The organism is Pseudomonas versuta (assembly GCF_001294575.1).
GTDB classification, from domain to species: domain Bacteria; phylum Pseudomonadota; class Gammaproteobacteria; order Pseudomonadales; family Pseudomonadaceae; genus Aquipseudomonas; species Aquipseudomonas versuta.
This window is the reverse complement of record NZ_CP012676.1, coordinates 4,401,035-4,417,500: the sequence shown is the minus strand read 5'-3', so window position 1 is coordinate 4,417,500 and position 16,466 is coordinate 4,401,035. Positions and strand designations below refer to the sequence as shown.

Here is a 16,466-nt window from a genome sequence, read left to right as displayed (position 1 = left end):
CCTCGAAAGCTATTTAGGTAGCGCCTCATGTATCACTGTAGGGGGTAGAGCACTGTTTCGGCTAGGGGGTCATCCCGACTTACCAAACCGATGCAAACTCCGAATACCTACAAGTGCCGAGCATGGGAGACACACGGCGGGTGCTAACGTCCGTCGTGAAAAGGGAAACAACCCAGACCGTCAGCTAAGGTCCCAAAGTTATGGTTAAGTGGGAAACGATGTGGGAAGGCTTAGACAGCTAGGAGGTTGGCTTAGAAGCAGCCACCCTTTAAAGAAAGCGTAATAGCTCACTAGTCGAGTCGGCCTGCGCGGAAGATTTAACGGGGCTCAAACCATACACCGAAGCTACGGGTATCATCTTAGGATGATGCGGTAGAGGAGCGTTCTGTAAGCCTGTGAAGGTGAGTTGAGAAGCTTGCTGGAGGTATCAGAAGTGCGAATGCTGACATGAGTAACGATAATGGGTGTGAAAAACACCCACGCCGAAAGACCAAGGTTTCCTGCGCAACGTTAATCGACGCAGGGTTAGTCGGTCCCTAAGGCGAGGCTGAAAAGCGTAGTCGATGGAAAACAGGTTAATATTCCTGTACTTCTGGTTATTGCGATGGAGGGACGGAGAAGGCTAGGCCAGCTTGGCGTTGGTTGTCCAAGTTTAAGGTGGTAGGCTGGAATCTTAGGTAAATCCGGGATTCTAAGGCCGAGAGCTGATGACGAGTTAACTTTTAGTTAACGAAGTGGTTGATGCCATGCTTCCAAGAAAAGCTTCTAAGCTTCAGGTAACCAGGAACCGTACCCCAAACCGACACAGGTGGTTGGGTAGAGAATACCAAGGCGCTTGAGAGAACTCGGGTGAAGGAACTAGGCAAAATGGCACCGTAACTTCGGGAGAAGGTGCGCCGGTGAGGGTGAAGCATTTACTGCGTAAGCCCACGCCGGTCGAAGATACCAGGCCGCTGCGACTGTTTATTAAAAACACAGCACTCTGCAAACACGAAAGTGGACGTATAGGGTGTGACGCCTGCCCGGTGCCGGAAGGTTAATTGATGGGGTTAGCTAACGCGAAGCTCTTGATCGAAGCCCCGGTAAACGGCGGCCGTAACTATAACGGTCCTAAGGTAGCGAAATTCCTTGTCGGGTAAGTTCCGACCTGCACGAATGGCGTAACGATGGCGGCGCTGTCTCCACCCGAGACTCAGTGAAATTGAAATCGCTGTGAAGATGCAGTGTATCCGCGGCTAGACGGAAAGACCCCGTGAACCTTTACTATAGCTTTGCACTGGACTTTGAATTTGCTTGTGTAGGATAGGTGGGAGGCTTTGAAGTGTGGACGCCAGTCTGCATGGAGCCAACCTTGAAATACCACCCTGGCAACTTTGAGGTTCTAACTCAGGTCCGTTATCCGGATCGAGGACAGTGTATGGTGGGTAGTTTGACTGGGGCGGTCTCCTCCTAAAGAGTAACGGAGGAGTACGAAGGTGCGCTCAGACCGGTCGGAAATCGGTCGTAGAGTATAAAGGCAAAAGCGCGCTTGACTGCGAGACAGACACGTCGAGCAGGTACGAAAGTAGGTCTTAGTGATCCGGTGGTTCTGTATGGAAGGGCCATCGCTCAACGGATAAAAGGTACTCCGGGGATAACAGGCTGATACCGCCCAAGAGTTCATATCGACGGCGGTGTTTGGCACCTCGATGTCGGCTCATCACATCCTGGGGCTGAAGCCGGTCCCAAGGGTATGGCTGTTCGCCATTTAAAGTGGTACGCGAGCTGGGTTTAGAACGTCGTGAGACAGTTCGGTCCCTATCTGCCGTGGACGTTTGAGATTTGAGAGGGGCTGCTCCTAGTACGAGAGGACCGGAGTGGACGAACCTCTGGTGTTCCGGTTGTCACGCCAGTGGCATTGCCGGGTAGCTATGTTCGGGAAAGATAACCGCTGAAAGCATCTAAGCGGGAAACTTGCCTTAAGATGAGATCTCACTGGAACCTTGAGTTCCCTAAAGGGCCGTCGAAGACTACGACGTTGATAGGTTGGGTGTGTAAGCGCTGTGAGGCGTTGAGCTAACCAATACTAATTGCCCGTGAGGCTTGACCATATAACACCCAAGCAATTTGCGCTTTGAATACAAAGCCTGCAAGTTGCGGTGTGTGAAGACGATACAAACCGAAAGTTTGCGTAACACACAAATCTATTACATACCCATTCGCTGGAACGTTAACCGTAAGGTAAACGCGCTGGCTACCGAATTTCTTGACGACCATAGAGCATTGGAACCACCTGATCCCATCCCGAACTCAGTAGTGAAACGATGCATCGCCGATGGTAGTGTGGGGTTTCCCCATGTGAGAGTAGGTCATCGTCAAGATTAAATTCCAAAATCCCTGTCTGCTCACGCAGACGGGGATTTTGTTTTTATAGAAGTCCCAAGTTTTCGCAGGCACGTTTTGATAACGGATCTGCCACAGAATTTCTTGACGACCATAGAGCATTGGAACCACCTGATCCCATCCCGAACTCAGCAGTGAAACGATGCATCGCCGATGGTAGTGTGGGGTTTCCCCATGTGAGAGTAGGTCATCGTCAAGATTGAATTTCGAAACCCCTGTCTGCTTATGCAGACAGGGGTTTTGTTTTTTGCGCGGCGCAATTCCTCCTGCCCCCATTCTTTCACACCACCCCATCTCCTCCCCCTAAACCATGCCTCGGCCAGCGGGGTCGCTCTTTCGTCGGTTTTTTAAAATAGCCGATACAAGCCGCTAAGTTTTCTTCGATCGGTGCCGACAGCCTGATGAGCAATGCGTGCATTCAGTACAGCTACCAACACGAGCTGTCTGCAGTGCTACACGGAATGTTTCACCCCGCACGCATCCCACCTTTCGGCATAAGAAGTCCCATGCAATGAATCTCAAGTTCAGCCATAAAATTCTTCTGGCCGCTTCAGGCGTCGTGGTTCTGGCGTTTGCGTTGTTCACTTTGTACAACGACTATCTGCAGCGAAATACGATCAACCAAAATATAGAGTCGTCGGTGCAGCAAGCGGGCAACCTGACAGCCAGCAGCGTCCAGAACTGGTTGAGCGGTCGTATCCTGGTGCTGGAAAGCCTTGCACAAAACGTTGCTTACCAAGGCAGCCAGGCTGACCTTCCCGGGTTGGTCGACCAGCCTGTATTCACGTCGAACTTCCAGTTCACGTATGTCGGTCAAGCCAATGGAGTGTTCACTCAGCGCCCCGACGCCAAAATGCCGGAGGGCTATGATCCGCGAGAGCGCCCTTGGTACAAGCAAGCCGTAAGCGCCGGCAAGACCATGCTCACACCGCCTTACATGGCAGCTGTTGGCGGTTTGATTGTGACCATCGCCATGCCGGTCAAGAAAGACGGTCAACTGCTGGGCGTGGTAGGCGGTGATCTGAGCCTGGACAGCCTGGTGAAAATTATTAACTCGGTGGATTCCGGTGGCTTGGGTTACGCATTTCTGGTGAGCGGTGATGGCCAGGTCATCGTCAGCCCGGATAAAGATCAGGTCATGAAAAACCTGAAGGACATCTACCCGTCCAGCGCTCTGAAAATCCAGAAGGGTATTCAAGAAGTGCAGCTCAATGGCCAGGAGCGGATTATCTCCTTCACCCCGGTAACGGGTTTGCCATCGGCAGACTGGTACATCGGCCAGTCGCTGGACAAAGAAAAGGCTTACGCCCCTCTATCTAAATTCCGCACCTCGGCATTGATCGCCATGTTTATTGCGGTAGCAGCGATTGCTCTGCTTTTGAGTTTGTTGATCCAGGTACTGATGCGCCCGCTCACCACCATGGGACGTGCCATGCAGGATATTGCCCAAGGTGAAGGCGACTTGACCCGGCGTCTGGTGATTGAAAACAAGGATGAGTTTGGCGAGTTGGCCAGCTCATTCAACCAGTTTGTAGAGCGTATTCACGCGTCGATCAGCGAAGTGTCCTCGGCGACTCGTCAGGTTCATGACTTATCCGAGCGCGTCATGGCATCGTCCAACGCGTCAATTATCGGCTCCGATGAACAAAGTGCGCGCACCAACAGCGTTGCCGCCGCCATCAACGAGCTGGGGGCCGCCACTCAGGAGATCGCGCGGAACGCTGCCGATGCTTCGCAGCACGCCAGCGGCGCCAGCGAGCAGGCAGACGATGGCCGAAAAGTCGTTGAGCTGACTATCCAGGCGATGACTGAGCTATCACGCAAGATCAGTGTGTCGTGTGAGCAAATCGAAACCCTGAATGCCAGTACCGACAACATTGGGCACATTCTTGATGTGATCAAAGGGATCTCCCAGCAAACCAACCTGTTGGCCCTCAACGCAGCCATTGAGGCGGCGCGTGCGGGCGAAGCGGGTCGCGGCTTTGCCGTGGTGGCGGATGAAGTGCGCAACCTCGCTCACCGCACTCAGGAGTCGGCAGAGGAAATCCATAAAATGATTACTTCGCTGCAAGTGGGTTCCCGCGAAGCGGTCAGCACCATGAATGCCAGCCAGATTTCCAGTGAGGACAGTGTAGAGGTGGCTAACCAGGCCGGTGCGCGTTTGATCAGCGTGACCCAGCGCATCGAAGAAATTGACGGCATGAACCAGTCGGTTGCCGCTGCCACCGAAGAGCAAACCGCCGTGGTTGAAACCCTGAACGTGGACATCAACCAGATCAACCTGCTGAACCAGCAAGGCGTGGTTAATCTCAACGAAACCCTCAAGGACTGCGACGCCCTTTCGCAGCAAGCCAGCCGCCTCAAGCAGTTGGTCGACAGCTTTAAAATCTGATGTACGCACACGCTGGGAGCCATTGCTCCCCTGCGCTCACCTAAACAGCCCTGGCGTTTCTGACGTCAGGGCTGTTTTGGTTTTTGGCTGTCCAGATAGTGGGTAATGGCTTTTACCCCGCGTTGCAGATGACGCTCCAGCTCGTTGATACACGCCTCGATATCTCTGGAGCGGGCATGGCGCAGCAAAGCCCGGTGATCGTCCTGACAGAGCTTTCCCAGGTTCATCTGCTCAAGGTTGAAGCGCAGAAAGCGTTCTTCTTCAATAAGCCCTGCATCAATCAACGCCAGCAATTTCTTATTAGGTGCCTTGCAGTAAAGCGCCTGATGAAATTGCCGATTGAGAGTGCCTGTCCTGCTCAAATCCGTCTCGGCTTCGAGGGCCTCGATGTATCCGGCTGCAGTCTCAAAATCTGCCTCGGTCAGCAGCGGCAGGGACAAGCACAAGGCTTGAGCCTCAAGCAACAAACGAAGCTCATACGTTTGCAGCGCGTCGTCTTCAATCAAAGGGGCGACCACCGCTCCCTTATGCTGCACCACTTGCAGTAAACCCTGGGCCTCAAGCTGACGCAGTGCTTCGCGAACGGGCATACGACTGACACCGAACAAACTCGCCAAAGCCTGTTGCCGAATCGCGGTGCCACACGGCAACCGGCCATCGAGAATAGCGTTGCGCAAGGACTCCTCAATGACCGATCTGGCCAAATGGGCAGGTATGGGGCCGGATACTTCGATGCTGCTTAAAGGATTGTTTTTGACAGCCACGTTGATGCTACCTACGGCGGTTCAGGACGTTAATTTGGATCCAATTAAAAGCTAGGTACTGACCTGATCCTTGTCAAACCATGTTACGAGTTAGTTTAGCGCGACTGCGAGTGGGTGATTTCATTGTGCCAGTTTCTTTTCTTGTATCAGGCCCCACCACACGCCTGCCCCTTGCCCTACAATCGCCGGAGTTCCAGCTGCCCACGTGCAGCCTCAATACGCAGTTGCAGGTGAAGGATGGGCGTACTCAGTAATAAAGGTGTGGACCAAACAATGCTTCACGTCCTTGAATCGCCTCACAACCTACTGGCCAGATTGCTTCTTCAGCCGTGGGTATGGGCCATTTTGTTGTTGGCCTGCGCGATGCGCTTCTATGGCTCCACCTCTTCTGCGATCTGGTGTGATGAAGGCTCAAGCCTGATGCTGAGCGATTACTCGTTCGCTGGCATCTGGCTGCACGCCGCACATGATGTGCATCCGCCGTTGTACTTCATGCTGTTGCACGGCTGGATGGCGCTGTTCGGCGACAGCCTCGTGTCGATTCGCACCCTCAGTGTCTTGCCCGGTGCCGCGACTGTGTTGTTGGGCATGTGGCTAGTGCGCCTGATCGCTACCCAGAGAGCCGCGTTGCTGGCCGGCCTGCTTCTGGCGTTGTTACCGACCGCGGTGCGCTATAGCCAGGAAGTGAGGATGTACTCACTCATGGGGTTATGGCTGATAGGGGCGACGATTGCCCTGGTTTACTGGGTTAAAGCACCGCATAAAAACCGCTATCCGGTTGTCTACAGCGTGCTGATGGCGGCGGCGTTTTATACCCATTACTTCACAGCCTTTTGCGTGATCGCCCACTGGCTGTACCTGTTGTTGAGCGTGCGCAGTACCGGTGGGTTGATCAAACGCCCTGCGTGGTGGCTTGCCAATGCCTGCATCTTGCTCTTGTTCCTGCCCTGGCTACCGGGGCTGTTAAACCTGATGCAACACATGGATGAACTCAAGAGCGGGGGAGATGTAGGCTGGGAGCCTGCGGTCGATGCCCGCTCTCTACCGGCCATGACATGGCAGCTTCTGATTCAGGACGAAGGCGACAACCTTCCCTGGCCATTGTTCTGGCTGGGCCCGATTGCGCTGTTTGCCGCAGCGGTATGGATGGCTGTGCGCGATTCAACGCCGCACAGATTCACGCGGCTGATCGTGATCTACACCCTGCTGCCGATCCTGGCCATTTACGCCATCTCGTTTGTCTCGCCGCTGTTCATCGAGCGCTATGTGATGTTTGCTGCGCTGGGCTTGCCGCTGATTGTTGCGCTAGCGGTCGATCGTTTGTTCAAACACCGGCGCGCATTGGCCATCATGCTGTTGACGCTGTTTGTCGGTACCGAGATGGCGGGTTTACGCAGTAACTTCACCAGCGATGCCGATCATTTCGACCGTTTGGTTGAACACGTTAATCAGCAGTTTTTGCCGGGCGACCGAATTGTCGTCAGTGATCTGTTCTGGTACTTCAGCTACGTCTATTACAACAAGACTGGTTCTGTACCCATGCTCTACACGCCGCCGCTGGAGGATGGTTCATCAGGGCGGCCGAACAATTACGGTTTTGGCACGCTGGTGAACGCCAATGGCGCAAAAATCTACGTCGACCATCTGACGGATCTGCCTGCGGGTACGGGGCGTATCTGGTTAATCAGCAGCAAGGTGCAACCGGACGACTTTGCCCCGATTCCGCGGGGTTGGTACAAAGCTCAGGACTTAACCGTCGATGACACGCAGGCTCGACTATATTTGACCTGCGCGGGCGCCGCATGCGTCCACCCTGACCGGAGTTTCTCTGATGCAAGCACCCACCCATAGCCTTCCCTCATTGTTCAAGCAGCTGGGCCTGCCGTCCGAGCCTGCAGATATAGAGAAATTTGTCTCTTCGCACTCACCGCTCAAACCGGAGCTGAAGTTACACGAGGCGTTTTTCTGGACGCCGGCACAAGCGGCTTTCTTGCGCGATGAAATAAATGAAGATGCCGACTGGGCAGAGGTCGTTGATCAATTGAATCTGATGCTGCGCACAAAACCGGTCACCGGTAAGCAGAATTAAATTGCAACACTTGACTGAGAGCATTTGCCCGCGCAATATTAATAGTTAGCAAACTAACATTATGTGATGCCTCTTGCCTGACACTCTCGATTTACTCCAAATGAGCATCAGCACCGGTATGGTGGTTGCGACTCGCCACTGGCGTCGCGTCTGCCAGGCCACGCTGGTCAACTACGGAATTTCCGAAGCCTGCGCCATGCCGCTGCTGATTATCGGCCGTCTGGGAGAAGGCGTGCGCCAGGTCACCGTGGCTCAGGCCGCCGGGATGGAAAGCCCGTCACTGGTGCGCTTGCTGGATCAGATGTGCAAGGCCGGGTACGTGCTGCGTCATGAAGACGCCAGCGATCGCCGGGCAAAAACCCTGAGCCTGACTGACACCGGGCGTTCGTTGGTACAGTCGATTGAGGCGCAGCTTGTACAGCTCAGGCGTACAGCGCTGGCGGGGGTTTCAGTGGCAGACCAGGAAGCCGCATTGCGCGTAATCAAGGCTTTCGAGGCCGCCGGCCAATTGCCTGATGGAGCCGCTTCTTGAACGGTTTTTTCAGCAGCATGCCGCCCGCCCGCGACTGGTTCTATGGCGTGCGCACTTTTGCCGCCTCAATGATTGCGCTGTATATCGCCCTGTTAATGGAAATGCCCCGTCCCTATTGGGCTATGGCCACGGTCTACATCGTCTCCAGCCCCTTCGTCGGCCCCACCAGTTCTAAAGCCGTCTACCGTGCCCTGGGCACATTGCTGGGGGCTGCGGCGGCCGTGTTCTTTGTGCCGCTGTTTGTCCAGACCCCGTTTTTACTGGTGCTGGTGATCGCACTCTGGACCGGCATCCTGCTGTTTCTGTCGCTGCACCTGCGCACGGCAAACAGCTACATCTTCATGCTTGCTGGCTACACCATGCCCATGATTGCGTTGCCCATAGTGGACAACCCGCTCAACGTATTCGACATCGCAGTCTCGCGTACCGAAGAAATCATGCTCGGAATTGTCTGCGCCGCAGTGGTGGGCAGCATGTTCTGGCCCCGGCGTCTGGCGCCGGTATTTGTCGACTCGGCGGCCAAGTGGTTTGACGATGCGGCCAACTACAGCAAACACTTTCTGGCCCGCGATGTGGAGCCGAGCAAAGCCAGCGGCCTGCGCTCATCCATGGTGGCGACCTTCAACAGTCTGGAACTGATGATCGGTCAACTGCCCCACGAAGGTGCTTTGCCGCAGACCGTACGCAACACCAAAGAACTGCGCGGGCGCATGATTAACCTGCTGCCGGTGGTAGACGCACTGGACGATGCACTTTATGCCCTGGAGCGTCGCACCCCCGAGCAGGTGGACAAAATAATGCCCCTGCTCGCGAAAACCCGGGACTGGCTCGACAGCACGCGCGAAGGTGCCCCGGTCGAGACCTGGAAGGCCTTGCGCCATGAGCTCGAACTCCTGCAGCCCAGTGCAGAGGCGCTGGATGACCGACGCCATCTGGTGTTCTCCAATGCGCTCTATCGGCTGGGCGAGTGGATCGATTTGTGGCAAGACTGCCGCAGTCTGCAACAGGCGATTGCAACCGGCAGCCAAGATCCCTGGCGCGCGGTTTACCGGCATTGGCGCCTGGGCCGGCTGACCCCCTTTCTCGATCGCGGGCTGATGCTTTACTCCGCATTTTCCACGGTCACTGCGATTGTCGTTGCCTGTGTGTTGTGGATCCTGCTCGGCTGGACCGACGGCGCCAGCGCCGTGATTCTGGCGGCCGTGGCCTGTAGTTTTTTTGCCTCGATGGACGACCCGGCCCCGCAGATCTACCGGTTCTTTTTCTGGACCTCGCTGTCGGTCTTGTTCGCCAGCCTGTACCTGTTTGTGATCCTGCCCAACCTGCACGATTTTCCGATGCTGGTGCTGGCTTTCGCGGTGCCCTTTATCTGTGTCGGCACACTGACAGTGCAACCGCGTTTTTATCTGGGGACCTTGCTGACCATCGTCAACACCGCCTCATTTATCAGCATTCAGGGTGCCTACGACGCAGATTTCATGATGTTCATCAACGCCAACCTGGCCGGTCCCATCGGCCTGCTGTTTGCCTTCGTCTGGACCCTGATAGCCCGCCCGTTCGGTGCCGAGCTGGCGTCCAAACGTCTGACGCGTTTCAGCTGGGGCGATATCGTCTCGCTCACCCAGCCGGCCACCCTGGCCGAGCACCGGCACATGGGCGCGCAAATGCTTGATCGCCTGATGCAGCACTTGCCGCGTCTGGCGATGACCGGGCAGGACACCGGCAGTGCCCTGCGAGACTTGCGAGTTGCACTTAATCTCCTGGATTTGCTGGCCTATTCGCCACGGGTAACCGGCGAGCGGCAACGCTTGCTACGCCAGGTGGTCAGTGAAGTGGGTGAATACTTCAGTGCCTGCCTCAAGGCCGGTGAGCGTCTGCCAATACCCAATGGCCTGCAAATGACCATGGACCGCACCCGTCGCGCGCTGAACGTGCATGACCTGCAAGACGAGGGCGAAGCGCGGGTGCACCTGCTCCACGCCTTGAGCGGCTTGCGCTTGTCCCTGTTACCGGGTGTGGAGTTCATCGTTGATGAACACGACATGCCACAGTCCCATGCCCATGGCATTGACGGAGCGCCGCTATGATCGGTGACGTAGATATCAGCGGGGTGTTTCTGCCCACGCTTCTGGTGTTGATGGGTATTACGTACTTACTGTTTTTGCTGGTTCACGCGCTACTTACGCGCGTGCACTTTTACCGCCTGGTCTGGCACCGGGCTTTATTCAACGTCGGTCTCTACGCTTTGCTACTCGGCGTTGTGGATTCGTTTAGTCGATATCTAATGACATGAAAAAACCTTTATTGACCCTGGGCCGTGTCGTTCTCACCTTGTTGGTGGTGGCGTTTGCCTGCGTCGTGGTCTGGCGCATGACCATGTATTACATGTTTGCCCCCTGGACCCGCGACGGGCATATCCGCGCCGATGTGGTGCAAATTGCCCCCGACGTGTCTGGCCTGATCAAGCAAGTGGATGTGCGTGACAACCAGCCGGTCACCCGTGACCAGGTGTTGTTCATCATCGATCAGGATCGTTTCCGGCTGGCCTTGCGCCAGGCCCAGGCGGTGGTTGCCGATCGTAAGGAGACGCTGGCCCAGGCCCAGCGCGAAAGCAAACGTAACCGGGGGTTAGGCAACCTGGTTGCCCGCGAGCAGCTGGAAGAAAGCCAGTCGCGAGAACTGCGCGCGCAGTCAGCACTGACTGAAGCCGAAGTCGCCGTGGACAGCGCCCAGCTCAACCTGGATCGCACCGTCGTGCGCAGCCCGGTGGATGGCTATGTCAACGATCGTGCCCCTCGGGTTAATGAGTTCGTCACGGCCGGCAAGCCCGTGCTGTCGATTGTCGACAGCGGCTCGTTCCATATCGACGGCTATTTTGAAGAAACCAAACTGGACGGCATCCATGTCGGCCAGAGCGTTGATATCCGCGTGATCGGCGACAATGCGCGCTTGCGCGGCCATGTCGAAAGCATCGTGGCGGGTATCGAAGACCGCGACCGCACCAGCGGCCAGAACCTGCTGCCCAACGTCAACCCGGCATTCAGCTGGGTGCGCCTGGCACAGCGGATTCCCGTGCGCATCGTGTTTGATGAGGTGCCAGCCGATTTCCGCATGATCGCCGGGCGTACCGCGACCGTATCGATCATCCCGGACTCCCCCAAAGACAAACCTGCACAGGAGACTGCGCAATGAAAGCTGTCCACCTGGCAGCCGTAGGGCTGGGTTTGCTGCTGTCTGGCTGCCAGATGCTAGGGCCTGATTACCATTTGCCCAAGGATTCGGCCATGCAGCGTCCTGATTTGCAGGGCGAACTGGCGGGTGAGGGCGCGAATGTGGTGTCGGCGCCAGTCCCCACTGACTGGTGGAAGCTCTACCAGGACCCGAAACTGAGCGAGTTAGTGCGCCAGGCCATGGCCTCCAACACAGACCTGCGTGTGGCTGCAGCCAACCTGTCGCGTGCACGGGCTCAAGTTGAGCAGGCGCAGTCGGCAGGTGGATGGAGCGGCTCGGTGAAGGCGGGCGCCCAGCGTCTTCAGGAGTCCGGTGAAGCGTTCCTGCTGGCCGATAAGGTCCCGGTGGGCAACGTCGGTGATCTTGGCCTCAGCACCTCGTACCAATTTGACCTGTGGGGCACATTGCAGCGCGGTATCGAAGCGGCGCAGGCCAATGCCGATGCCACCCAGGCAGCAGCTGATACGGCCCGTATCACTGTGGTTGCCGACGTGGTGCGCGCCTATACGCAAGTCTGTGCGGCCAACGAAGAGCAGCATATCGCTGAAGAGTCGCTGCAACTGCAATCGCAAAGTACTCAGCTGACTCAGCGTCTGCGCGATGCGGGCCGGGGCGACGAAACTGAGGTTACGCGTTCGGAAACCCAGTTCAGATCATTGCGCGCCGAACTTCCGCGATACCAGGCACTGCGTCAGGCCGGGTTGTTCCGCCTGTCGATGCTGCTTGCCAAACCTCTCGACCAACTGCCTGCCGGCGTTGCCAGCTGCGCAGAACTGCCGCACATCGCCCAACTGTTGCCCGTGGGCGACGGTGCGGCGCTGCTCAAGCGTCGCCCGGACGTACGTCAGGCTGAACGTCATCTGGCAGCCGCAACTGCCGAGATCGGTGTCGCTACCGGCTCGCTGTATCCGGACATCAGCATTGGCGCGACTGTCGGTACCGTGGGCCTGCTGGAAAACCTGGGCACTGCGCCGACCAACCGCTGGGGCTTTGGCCCGCTGCTGAGCTGGACCATCCCGACCAACGGCTCGCGGGCCCGGATTCGTGAGGCCGAGGCAGTCACCCAAGGGGCGCTGGCCAAATTTGACGGCGTGGTGCTTAACGCCATTCGCGAAACCCAGACCAGCCTCGTGCAATACACCGCCTTGCTTGAGCGTCGTGATGCCCTGGCCCTGGCAGGAGACTCGGCTAAAACAGCTGCCGAGCAAACCCACCAGTTCTTCCAGGCTGGGCGTGAATCATTCCTTGCAGACCTGCAGGCCACGCGTACTTACACCGATGTGCGAGCGCAACTGGCGGCTGCCAATACCCAGGTTGCCATGAGCCAGATCGACTTGTTCCTGGCCCTGGGCGGCGGCTGGGAAAATGCACAGGCGCAAGCCCCGAAACACGCGAAACCCTGACAGCGTTGCTATGCTCTGAAGTAGCGGTTTCGCAACGATGGTTCAGGGCGTTAGCGGGTCTCAAGTCCTTCCCCATCGCGCAGGCAGTGCTTGATGGGAATACTAATAATGAAAAATCCATATGCTCCCGGTTTTTGGTGCGCGGTCGTAGCGCTGGTGCTGCTTTCGGCAACCTACTTCTACGGCATCATGCTGGCGCACCAGATCGACAAGGCCATGATCTTCCTCGACAGCGCCAGTGCCCTGATTGCCGTAATGGCCATCGTGGTAGTGGCCTGGGCGTCCGTACAAACCCGCAAAATCCAGCAGCGGCAAACAGAGCGGGGCCTGACGCGCGTGGTGATTTGGGACACCAAAGTCGCGCTGCGCCGCGTCGAGACCGTATTCGATCGCTATTTCTGGGGCAGTTACTGGCAGCCGGGCCGCACCTTCCAGGAGTTCATGGGAGAACTTACCGGTACCCCGCTGGAAAAAAGCCTCGATGCCCTGAAACTACAATGCCTGAAACTCGACAAGGCGCTGGCGTCTGAGGAGCGCGAATGGGTCGACCACGCCCACGCCCTTTCGGATGTAGCGGCGGCCATGGCCCGCGAGCGATATCAGCTGGATTATTCAGATATATCTTTCAACTCCCCGGGAGAAACCTCGGTCGATCACGAACTGGAGGTTCTGGTGTACACCTGGAGCGCCAGCCTCAAGAGTTTCGACCATCAACTCGATGAAATGGAGCTGCGTTACGCCTGACCTGTACCCCCCCTGTTATTGCTTGAATAACAGCGGCCATCCATTGCCGGTGTTAACCTGCAGGCACTTTTGGGCCTATGACGGGCTTGCCAAAGACCGCATATCTTTCAACACAACGGACATTGAACGGGTCAATTAATGAATAAACCATTAGGCGTACTGGTAGGGATTGTTGTTATTGCAGGTGCCCTGAACACCGCAGGCGCGTGGTACACCGGCACCAAGATCGAAGATGTGCTCAAGACCTCGATCCAGGAAGCCAACAAGGAGCTGGCGTCTCAGCTGCAAGGCACCACCACCCACGGCACTATCGAACTGGTTTCTCTTGATCGCCACCTCTACAGCAGCACTGCGCACTACCGGGTGAACCTGCAGGATGACTCCGCCGGCCCCGATGCCCAACCGGTAGAACTGCTGTTTGTGGATAACATCGAACATGGTCCGTTGCCATGGTCGCGCATCAAGACCTTCAAGTGGATGCCAGTGATGGCGACCAGCAATTACGCGCTGGAAAAGACCCCGTTCACTGAGAAATGGTTCGCAGCAGCCAAGGACCAGTCGCCGCTCAAAGGGCAGGTGACCCTGGGCTACAACCGCTCGGTTGACGGGCACATGGAACTGCTGCCGCTTGAGGCCACCATTGATGAGAACTCCAATGTCAGCTTCTCCGGGCTGACCATGGATGGCCAGACCGATGCCGAGGGTAAAAACCTCAAGGCCAAAGGCTACATGGACCATCTGATTCTTCAGGCCGCCACGCCCGGGCAACCGCCGGTTCGCGTCGAGCTCAATGGTCTGACCCTGGCCAGCGACCTGACTAAAAGCGCCTATGGCTTCTACCTGGGCCAGAATATTCTGGAGCTGAGCGAGGGCCAGTTGACCTTTGGCGAACGCCAATCTGTGGCCAAGATCAAAAACTTCGAATACGCAGGTTCGGCTTCAGCCAATGGCAGCCTGATGTCGGGACGCCTGTCCTACACCGTGGGCGACATTACACTGGACGACAAGCCAGTGGGCAGCGCGCAAATGGTCATGACCGCCAGCAGCCTGGACATCCCGGCCATGCAGTCGTTGTTGCAGATCTATCAAACCAAATTCCAGCCTCAAGCCGACGGCACAATGCCTGTGGCGCAGTTGACCCCGGCAGAACAAGCGCAGATGCAAGCCGACGTTGAAAAACTGCTGGCGGCCAAGCCACAGCTGGCGCTGGAAAAACTCACGCTCAAAACCACCAATGGCGAAAGCCAGTTCAACGTGGCCGTGAGCCTGGCTCAGCCGACTTCGTTTGAGCAACCGCCGGTCGAAGTCACCAAGCAAATGCTGACCTCGCTGGATGCCAAGCTGCAGCTGTCCAAACCCATGATCGCCGACTTGTCCGCTGTACAGGCGCAACTGGCTGGCCAGACTGACCCGCAAACCATCGAGAAGATGGCCAGCACTAACAGCGAAATGGCTGGCGTCATGGCGGTACAGACCGGCCTGGCAAAAGTGGATGGCAACAACATCCTGGCATCGCTCAACTACGCCGCAGGGGAAGTGGACTTCAATGGTCAAAACATGACCCTCGAAGACTTCATCAACGTGATGGTGACCCGCTTTGGCGCTGGTCCCGACCGTCTGTAAACGCTGCAAATCGTAGGAGCGAGCTTGCTCGCGATCTTTTCTTAACAGATCGCGAGCAAGCTCGCTCCTACAGAACAAAAGTGCAGTTACTTCTGCTGGGTCGCCATCGACCGGGCAAACACAAAGCACAACTTGTTGCCTTCGGGATCACGGCAATAAGCACCGTAATAATCGTCGCCATATTGTGGCCGCTTGCCCGGAGCGCCCTCATCCGTGCCGCCGAGCCGCAAGGCCGTGAGCCAGGCCGCTTCTACCTGCTCAATCGAGGGCGCGGCAAAACTCACCTGTACGCCATTGCCCCACGTCGCGGGCAAACCATTGATCGGTGTCTGAATATAGAACTGTGGCCAGTAAAGCCCGGGGCGCTGCCATCCCGCTCCCGCAGGCCCGCTGTCTTCATCATCATGGACAATGCGCACCAGGCCCAGAGTGGCCAGCACCGCATCATAAAAGACCGCCAGCGCCGGCACATCGCGTGCCCCGATCTGGATATGGCTATACATAAGCAACCTCCCGAAGTGCGAAAATCAGCAGTCCATCAGCCCCTGTAGCTTCGCGTACTGCAAGAGCATGATGGTCTTGCCGTCCTTGATCTCTCCGGTGTCGATCATGGCCAGCGCTTCGTCCAGAGGCAACTCCAGAACTTCGATCTCCTCCCCCTCGGCTTCAAGGCCTCCCCCCTCGCTGACCTTGTCCTGGTCAGAGTATTCCCCGACAAAGAAGTGCAGGCGCTCGGTAACTGAACCGGGGCTCATGAACGCTTCAAAAACCTTACGCACGTTTTCAATGCGATAGCCGGTTTCCTCTTCAGTCTCCTTGCGGATACAGGTGTGTGGATCATCCTGGTCCAGCAGCCCTGCGCAGGTCTCAATCAGAAGGCCGTCATGCTCGTTGACATAGGCGGGAAAGCGGAATTGACGGGTCAGTACCACTGTCTTTTTCACTGTGCTGTACAGCAGGATCGTGGCGCCGTTACCGCGGTCATAGGTCTCGCGCGACATAGTTCGCCAGATACCGTCCCGGCCCTGGAAGTCGAAAGTGGTCTTGCGCAGCACGTACCAGTTGTCCGACAGCACTTCTACTTGCCTGATCCGCACACGATCCTTGGTGGGCGTGGCTTGCTTCATGATTTCACTCCATGTTTTGTGCGATTGAGGCTGCTGGCGCGCGGCTTCAGCAGGGCCGGGGAACGATAAGACTGAACCGCCTCGACGGCAATGTCCGGAGCAGGCTATCTACAGCCGATGCCCCGTGATCGTACATGTCTGGTAGCGCGATCAGGCGTGCAGCAGTTTTTGTGCCTGTC

Annotated in this window: 14 protein-coding genes, 3 rRNA genes and 1 pseudogene (1 of these 18 cut by a window edge); 15 read left to right on the top strand and 3 right to left on the bottom strand. The window is 56.8% G+C overall.

What is annotated here, in order from left to right; genetic code table 11:
• The 5 genes and pseudogenes from AOC04_RS19760 to AOC04_RS24545 form a co-directional block, all read left to right on the top strand.
• A 23S ribosomal RNA gene (locus tag AOC04_RS19760) occupies positions 1 to 2,090 on the top strand (it extends 804 nt beyond the left edge of the window).
• 154 nt (positions 2,091 to 2,244) lie between these two features.
• Positions 2,245 to 2,360 (top strand): 5S ribosomal RNA (gene rrf, locus AOC04_RS19755).
• Positions 2,361 to 2,465: 105 nt separating this feature from the next.
• Positions 2,466 to 2,581 (top strand): 5S ribosomal RNA (rrf, locus tag AOC04_RS19750).
• Positions 2,582 to 2,893: 312 nt separating this feature from the next.
• Positions 2,894 to 3,871 (top strand): annotated as a pseudogene (locus AOC04_RS24550) (cache domain-containing protein); the annotation flags it as partial.
• 117 nt (positions 3,872 to 3,988) lie between these two features.
• Complete coding sequence (locus AOC04_RS24545) at positions 3,989 to 4,774, top strand: methyl-accepting chemotaxis protein (protein WP_418054954.1); 786 nt, start codon at positions 3,989 to 3,991, stop codon at positions 4,772 to 4,774.
• 65 nt (positions 4,775 to 4,839) lie between these two features.
• Here the strand turns inward: AOC04_RS24545 and AOC04_RS19740 are convergent, their stop codons facing one another.
• Positions 4,840 to 5,478 carry a GntR family transcriptional regulator gene (locus AOC04_RS19740; RefSeq protein ID WP_237178967.1) on the bottom strand — a complete coding sequence of 213 codons (639 nt, stop codon included), beginning with the start codon at positions 5,476 to 5,478 and terminating at the stop codon, positions 4,840 to 4,842.
• Between AOC04_RS19740 and AOC04_RS24350 the strand changes: the two genes are divergently transcribed.
• The 10 genes from AOC04_RS24350 to AOC04_RS19695 all read left to right on the top strand — a co-directional run bounded on the left by AOC04_RS24350 (position 5,462) and on the right by AOC04_RS19695 (position 15,160).
• Positions 5,462 to 5,593, top strand: a complete 132-nt coding sequence (locus AOC04_RS24350) for a hypothetical protein (protein ID WP_257719958.1) — start codon at positions 5,462 to 5,464, stop codon at positions 5,591 to 5,593. The genes AOC04_RS19740 and AOC04_RS24350 overlap by 17 nt on opposite strands.
• A gap of 218 nt (positions 5,594 to 5,811) precedes the next feature.
• The gene (locus AOC04_RS19735) at positions 5,812 to 7,389 is read left to right on the top strand and encodes a glycosyltransferase family 39 protein (RefSeq protein ID WP_237178883.1); all 1,578 of its coding nucleotides are present in this window, start codon (positions 5,812 to 5,814) and stop codon (positions 7,387 to 7,389) included.
• Entirely contained in the window at positions 7,370 to 7,627 is a 258-nt protein-coding gene (locus AOC04_RS19730; RefSeq protein ID WP_060696270.1) for a DUF2789 domain-containing protein, read from the top strand. Before AOC04_RS19735 ends, AOC04_RS19730 begins: the two co-directional genes overlap by 20 nt.
• 100 nt (positions 7,628 to 7,727) lie before the next feature.
• Positions 7,728 to 8,159, top strand: a complete 432-nt coding sequence (locus AOC04_RS19725) for a MarR family winged helix-turn-helix transcriptional regulator (RefSeq protein WP_060696269.1) — start codon at positions 7,728 to 7,730, stop codon at positions 8,157 to 8,159.
• On the top strand, positions 8,156 to 10,246 hold the full coding sequence (locus AOC04_RS19720) for an FUSC family protein (RefSeq protein ID WP_060696268.1): 2,091 nt from the start codon (positions 8,156 to 8,158) through the stop codon (positions 10,244 to 10,246). Before AOC04_RS19725 ends, AOC04_RS19720 begins: the two co-directional genes overlap by 4 nt.
• On the top strand, positions 10,243 to 10,452 hold the full coding sequence (locus AOC04_RS19715) for a DUF1656 domain-containing protein (RefSeq protein WP_060696267.1): 210 nt from the start codon (positions 10,243 to 10,245) through the stop codon (positions 10,450 to 10,452). Before AOC04_RS19720 ends, AOC04_RS19715 begins: the two co-directional genes overlap by 4 nt.
• The gene (locus AOC04_RS19710; RefSeq protein WP_060696266.1) at positions 10,449 to 11,351 is read left to right on the top strand and encodes an efflux RND transporter periplasmic adaptor subunit; all 903 of its coding nucleotides are present in this window, start codon (positions 10,449 to 10,451) and stop codon (positions 11,349 to 11,351) included. Before AOC04_RS19715 ends, AOC04_RS19710 begins: the two co-directional genes overlap by 4 nt.
• The gene (locus AOC04_RS19705) at positions 11,348 to 12,793 is read left to right on the top strand and encodes an efflux transporter outer membrane subunit (protein ID WP_060696265.1); all 1,446 of its coding nucleotides are present in this window, start codon (positions 11,348 to 11,350) and stop codon (positions 12,791 to 12,793) included. The genes AOC04_RS19710 and AOC04_RS19705 overlap by 4 nt, the downstream gene beginning before the upstream one ends.
• 108 nt (positions 12,794 to 12,901) lie before the next feature.
• Positions 12,902 to 13,537, top strand: a complete 636-nt coding sequence (locus AOC04_RS19700) for a hypothetical protein (RefSeq protein ID WP_060696264.1) — start codon at positions 12,902 to 12,904, stop codon at positions 13,535 to 13,537.
• 138 nt (positions 13,538 to 13,675) lie between these two features.
• Positions 13,676 to 15,160, top strand: coding sequence for a YdgA family protein (locus AOC04_RS19695; protein ID WP_060696263.1), 1,485 nt, complete (start codon positions 13,676 to 13,678; stop codon positions 15,158 to 15,160).
• Between the two features lie 86 nt (positions 15,161 to 15,246).
• Here the strand turns inward: AOC04_RS19695 and AOC04_RS19690 are convergent, their stop codons facing one another.
• Together AOC04_RS19690 and nudK are read right to left on the bottom strand one after the other, a co-directional pair.
• The gene (locus AOC04_RS19690) at positions 15,247 to 15,663 is read right to left on the bottom strand and encodes a VOC family protein (RefSeq protein WP_060696262.1); all 417 of its coding nucleotides are present in this window, start codon (positions 15,661 to 15,663) and stop codon (positions 15,247 to 15,249) included.
• Positions 15,664 to 15,687: 24 nt separating this feature from the next.
• Positions 15,688 to 16,287, bottom strand: coding sequence for a GDP-mannose pyrophosphatase NudK (nudK, locus tag AOC04_RS19685; RefSeq protein ID WP_060696261.1), 600 nt, complete (start codon positions 16,285 to 16,287; stop codon positions 15,688 to 15,690).
• Between the last annotated feature and the right edge of the window lie 179 nt (positions 16,288 to 16,466).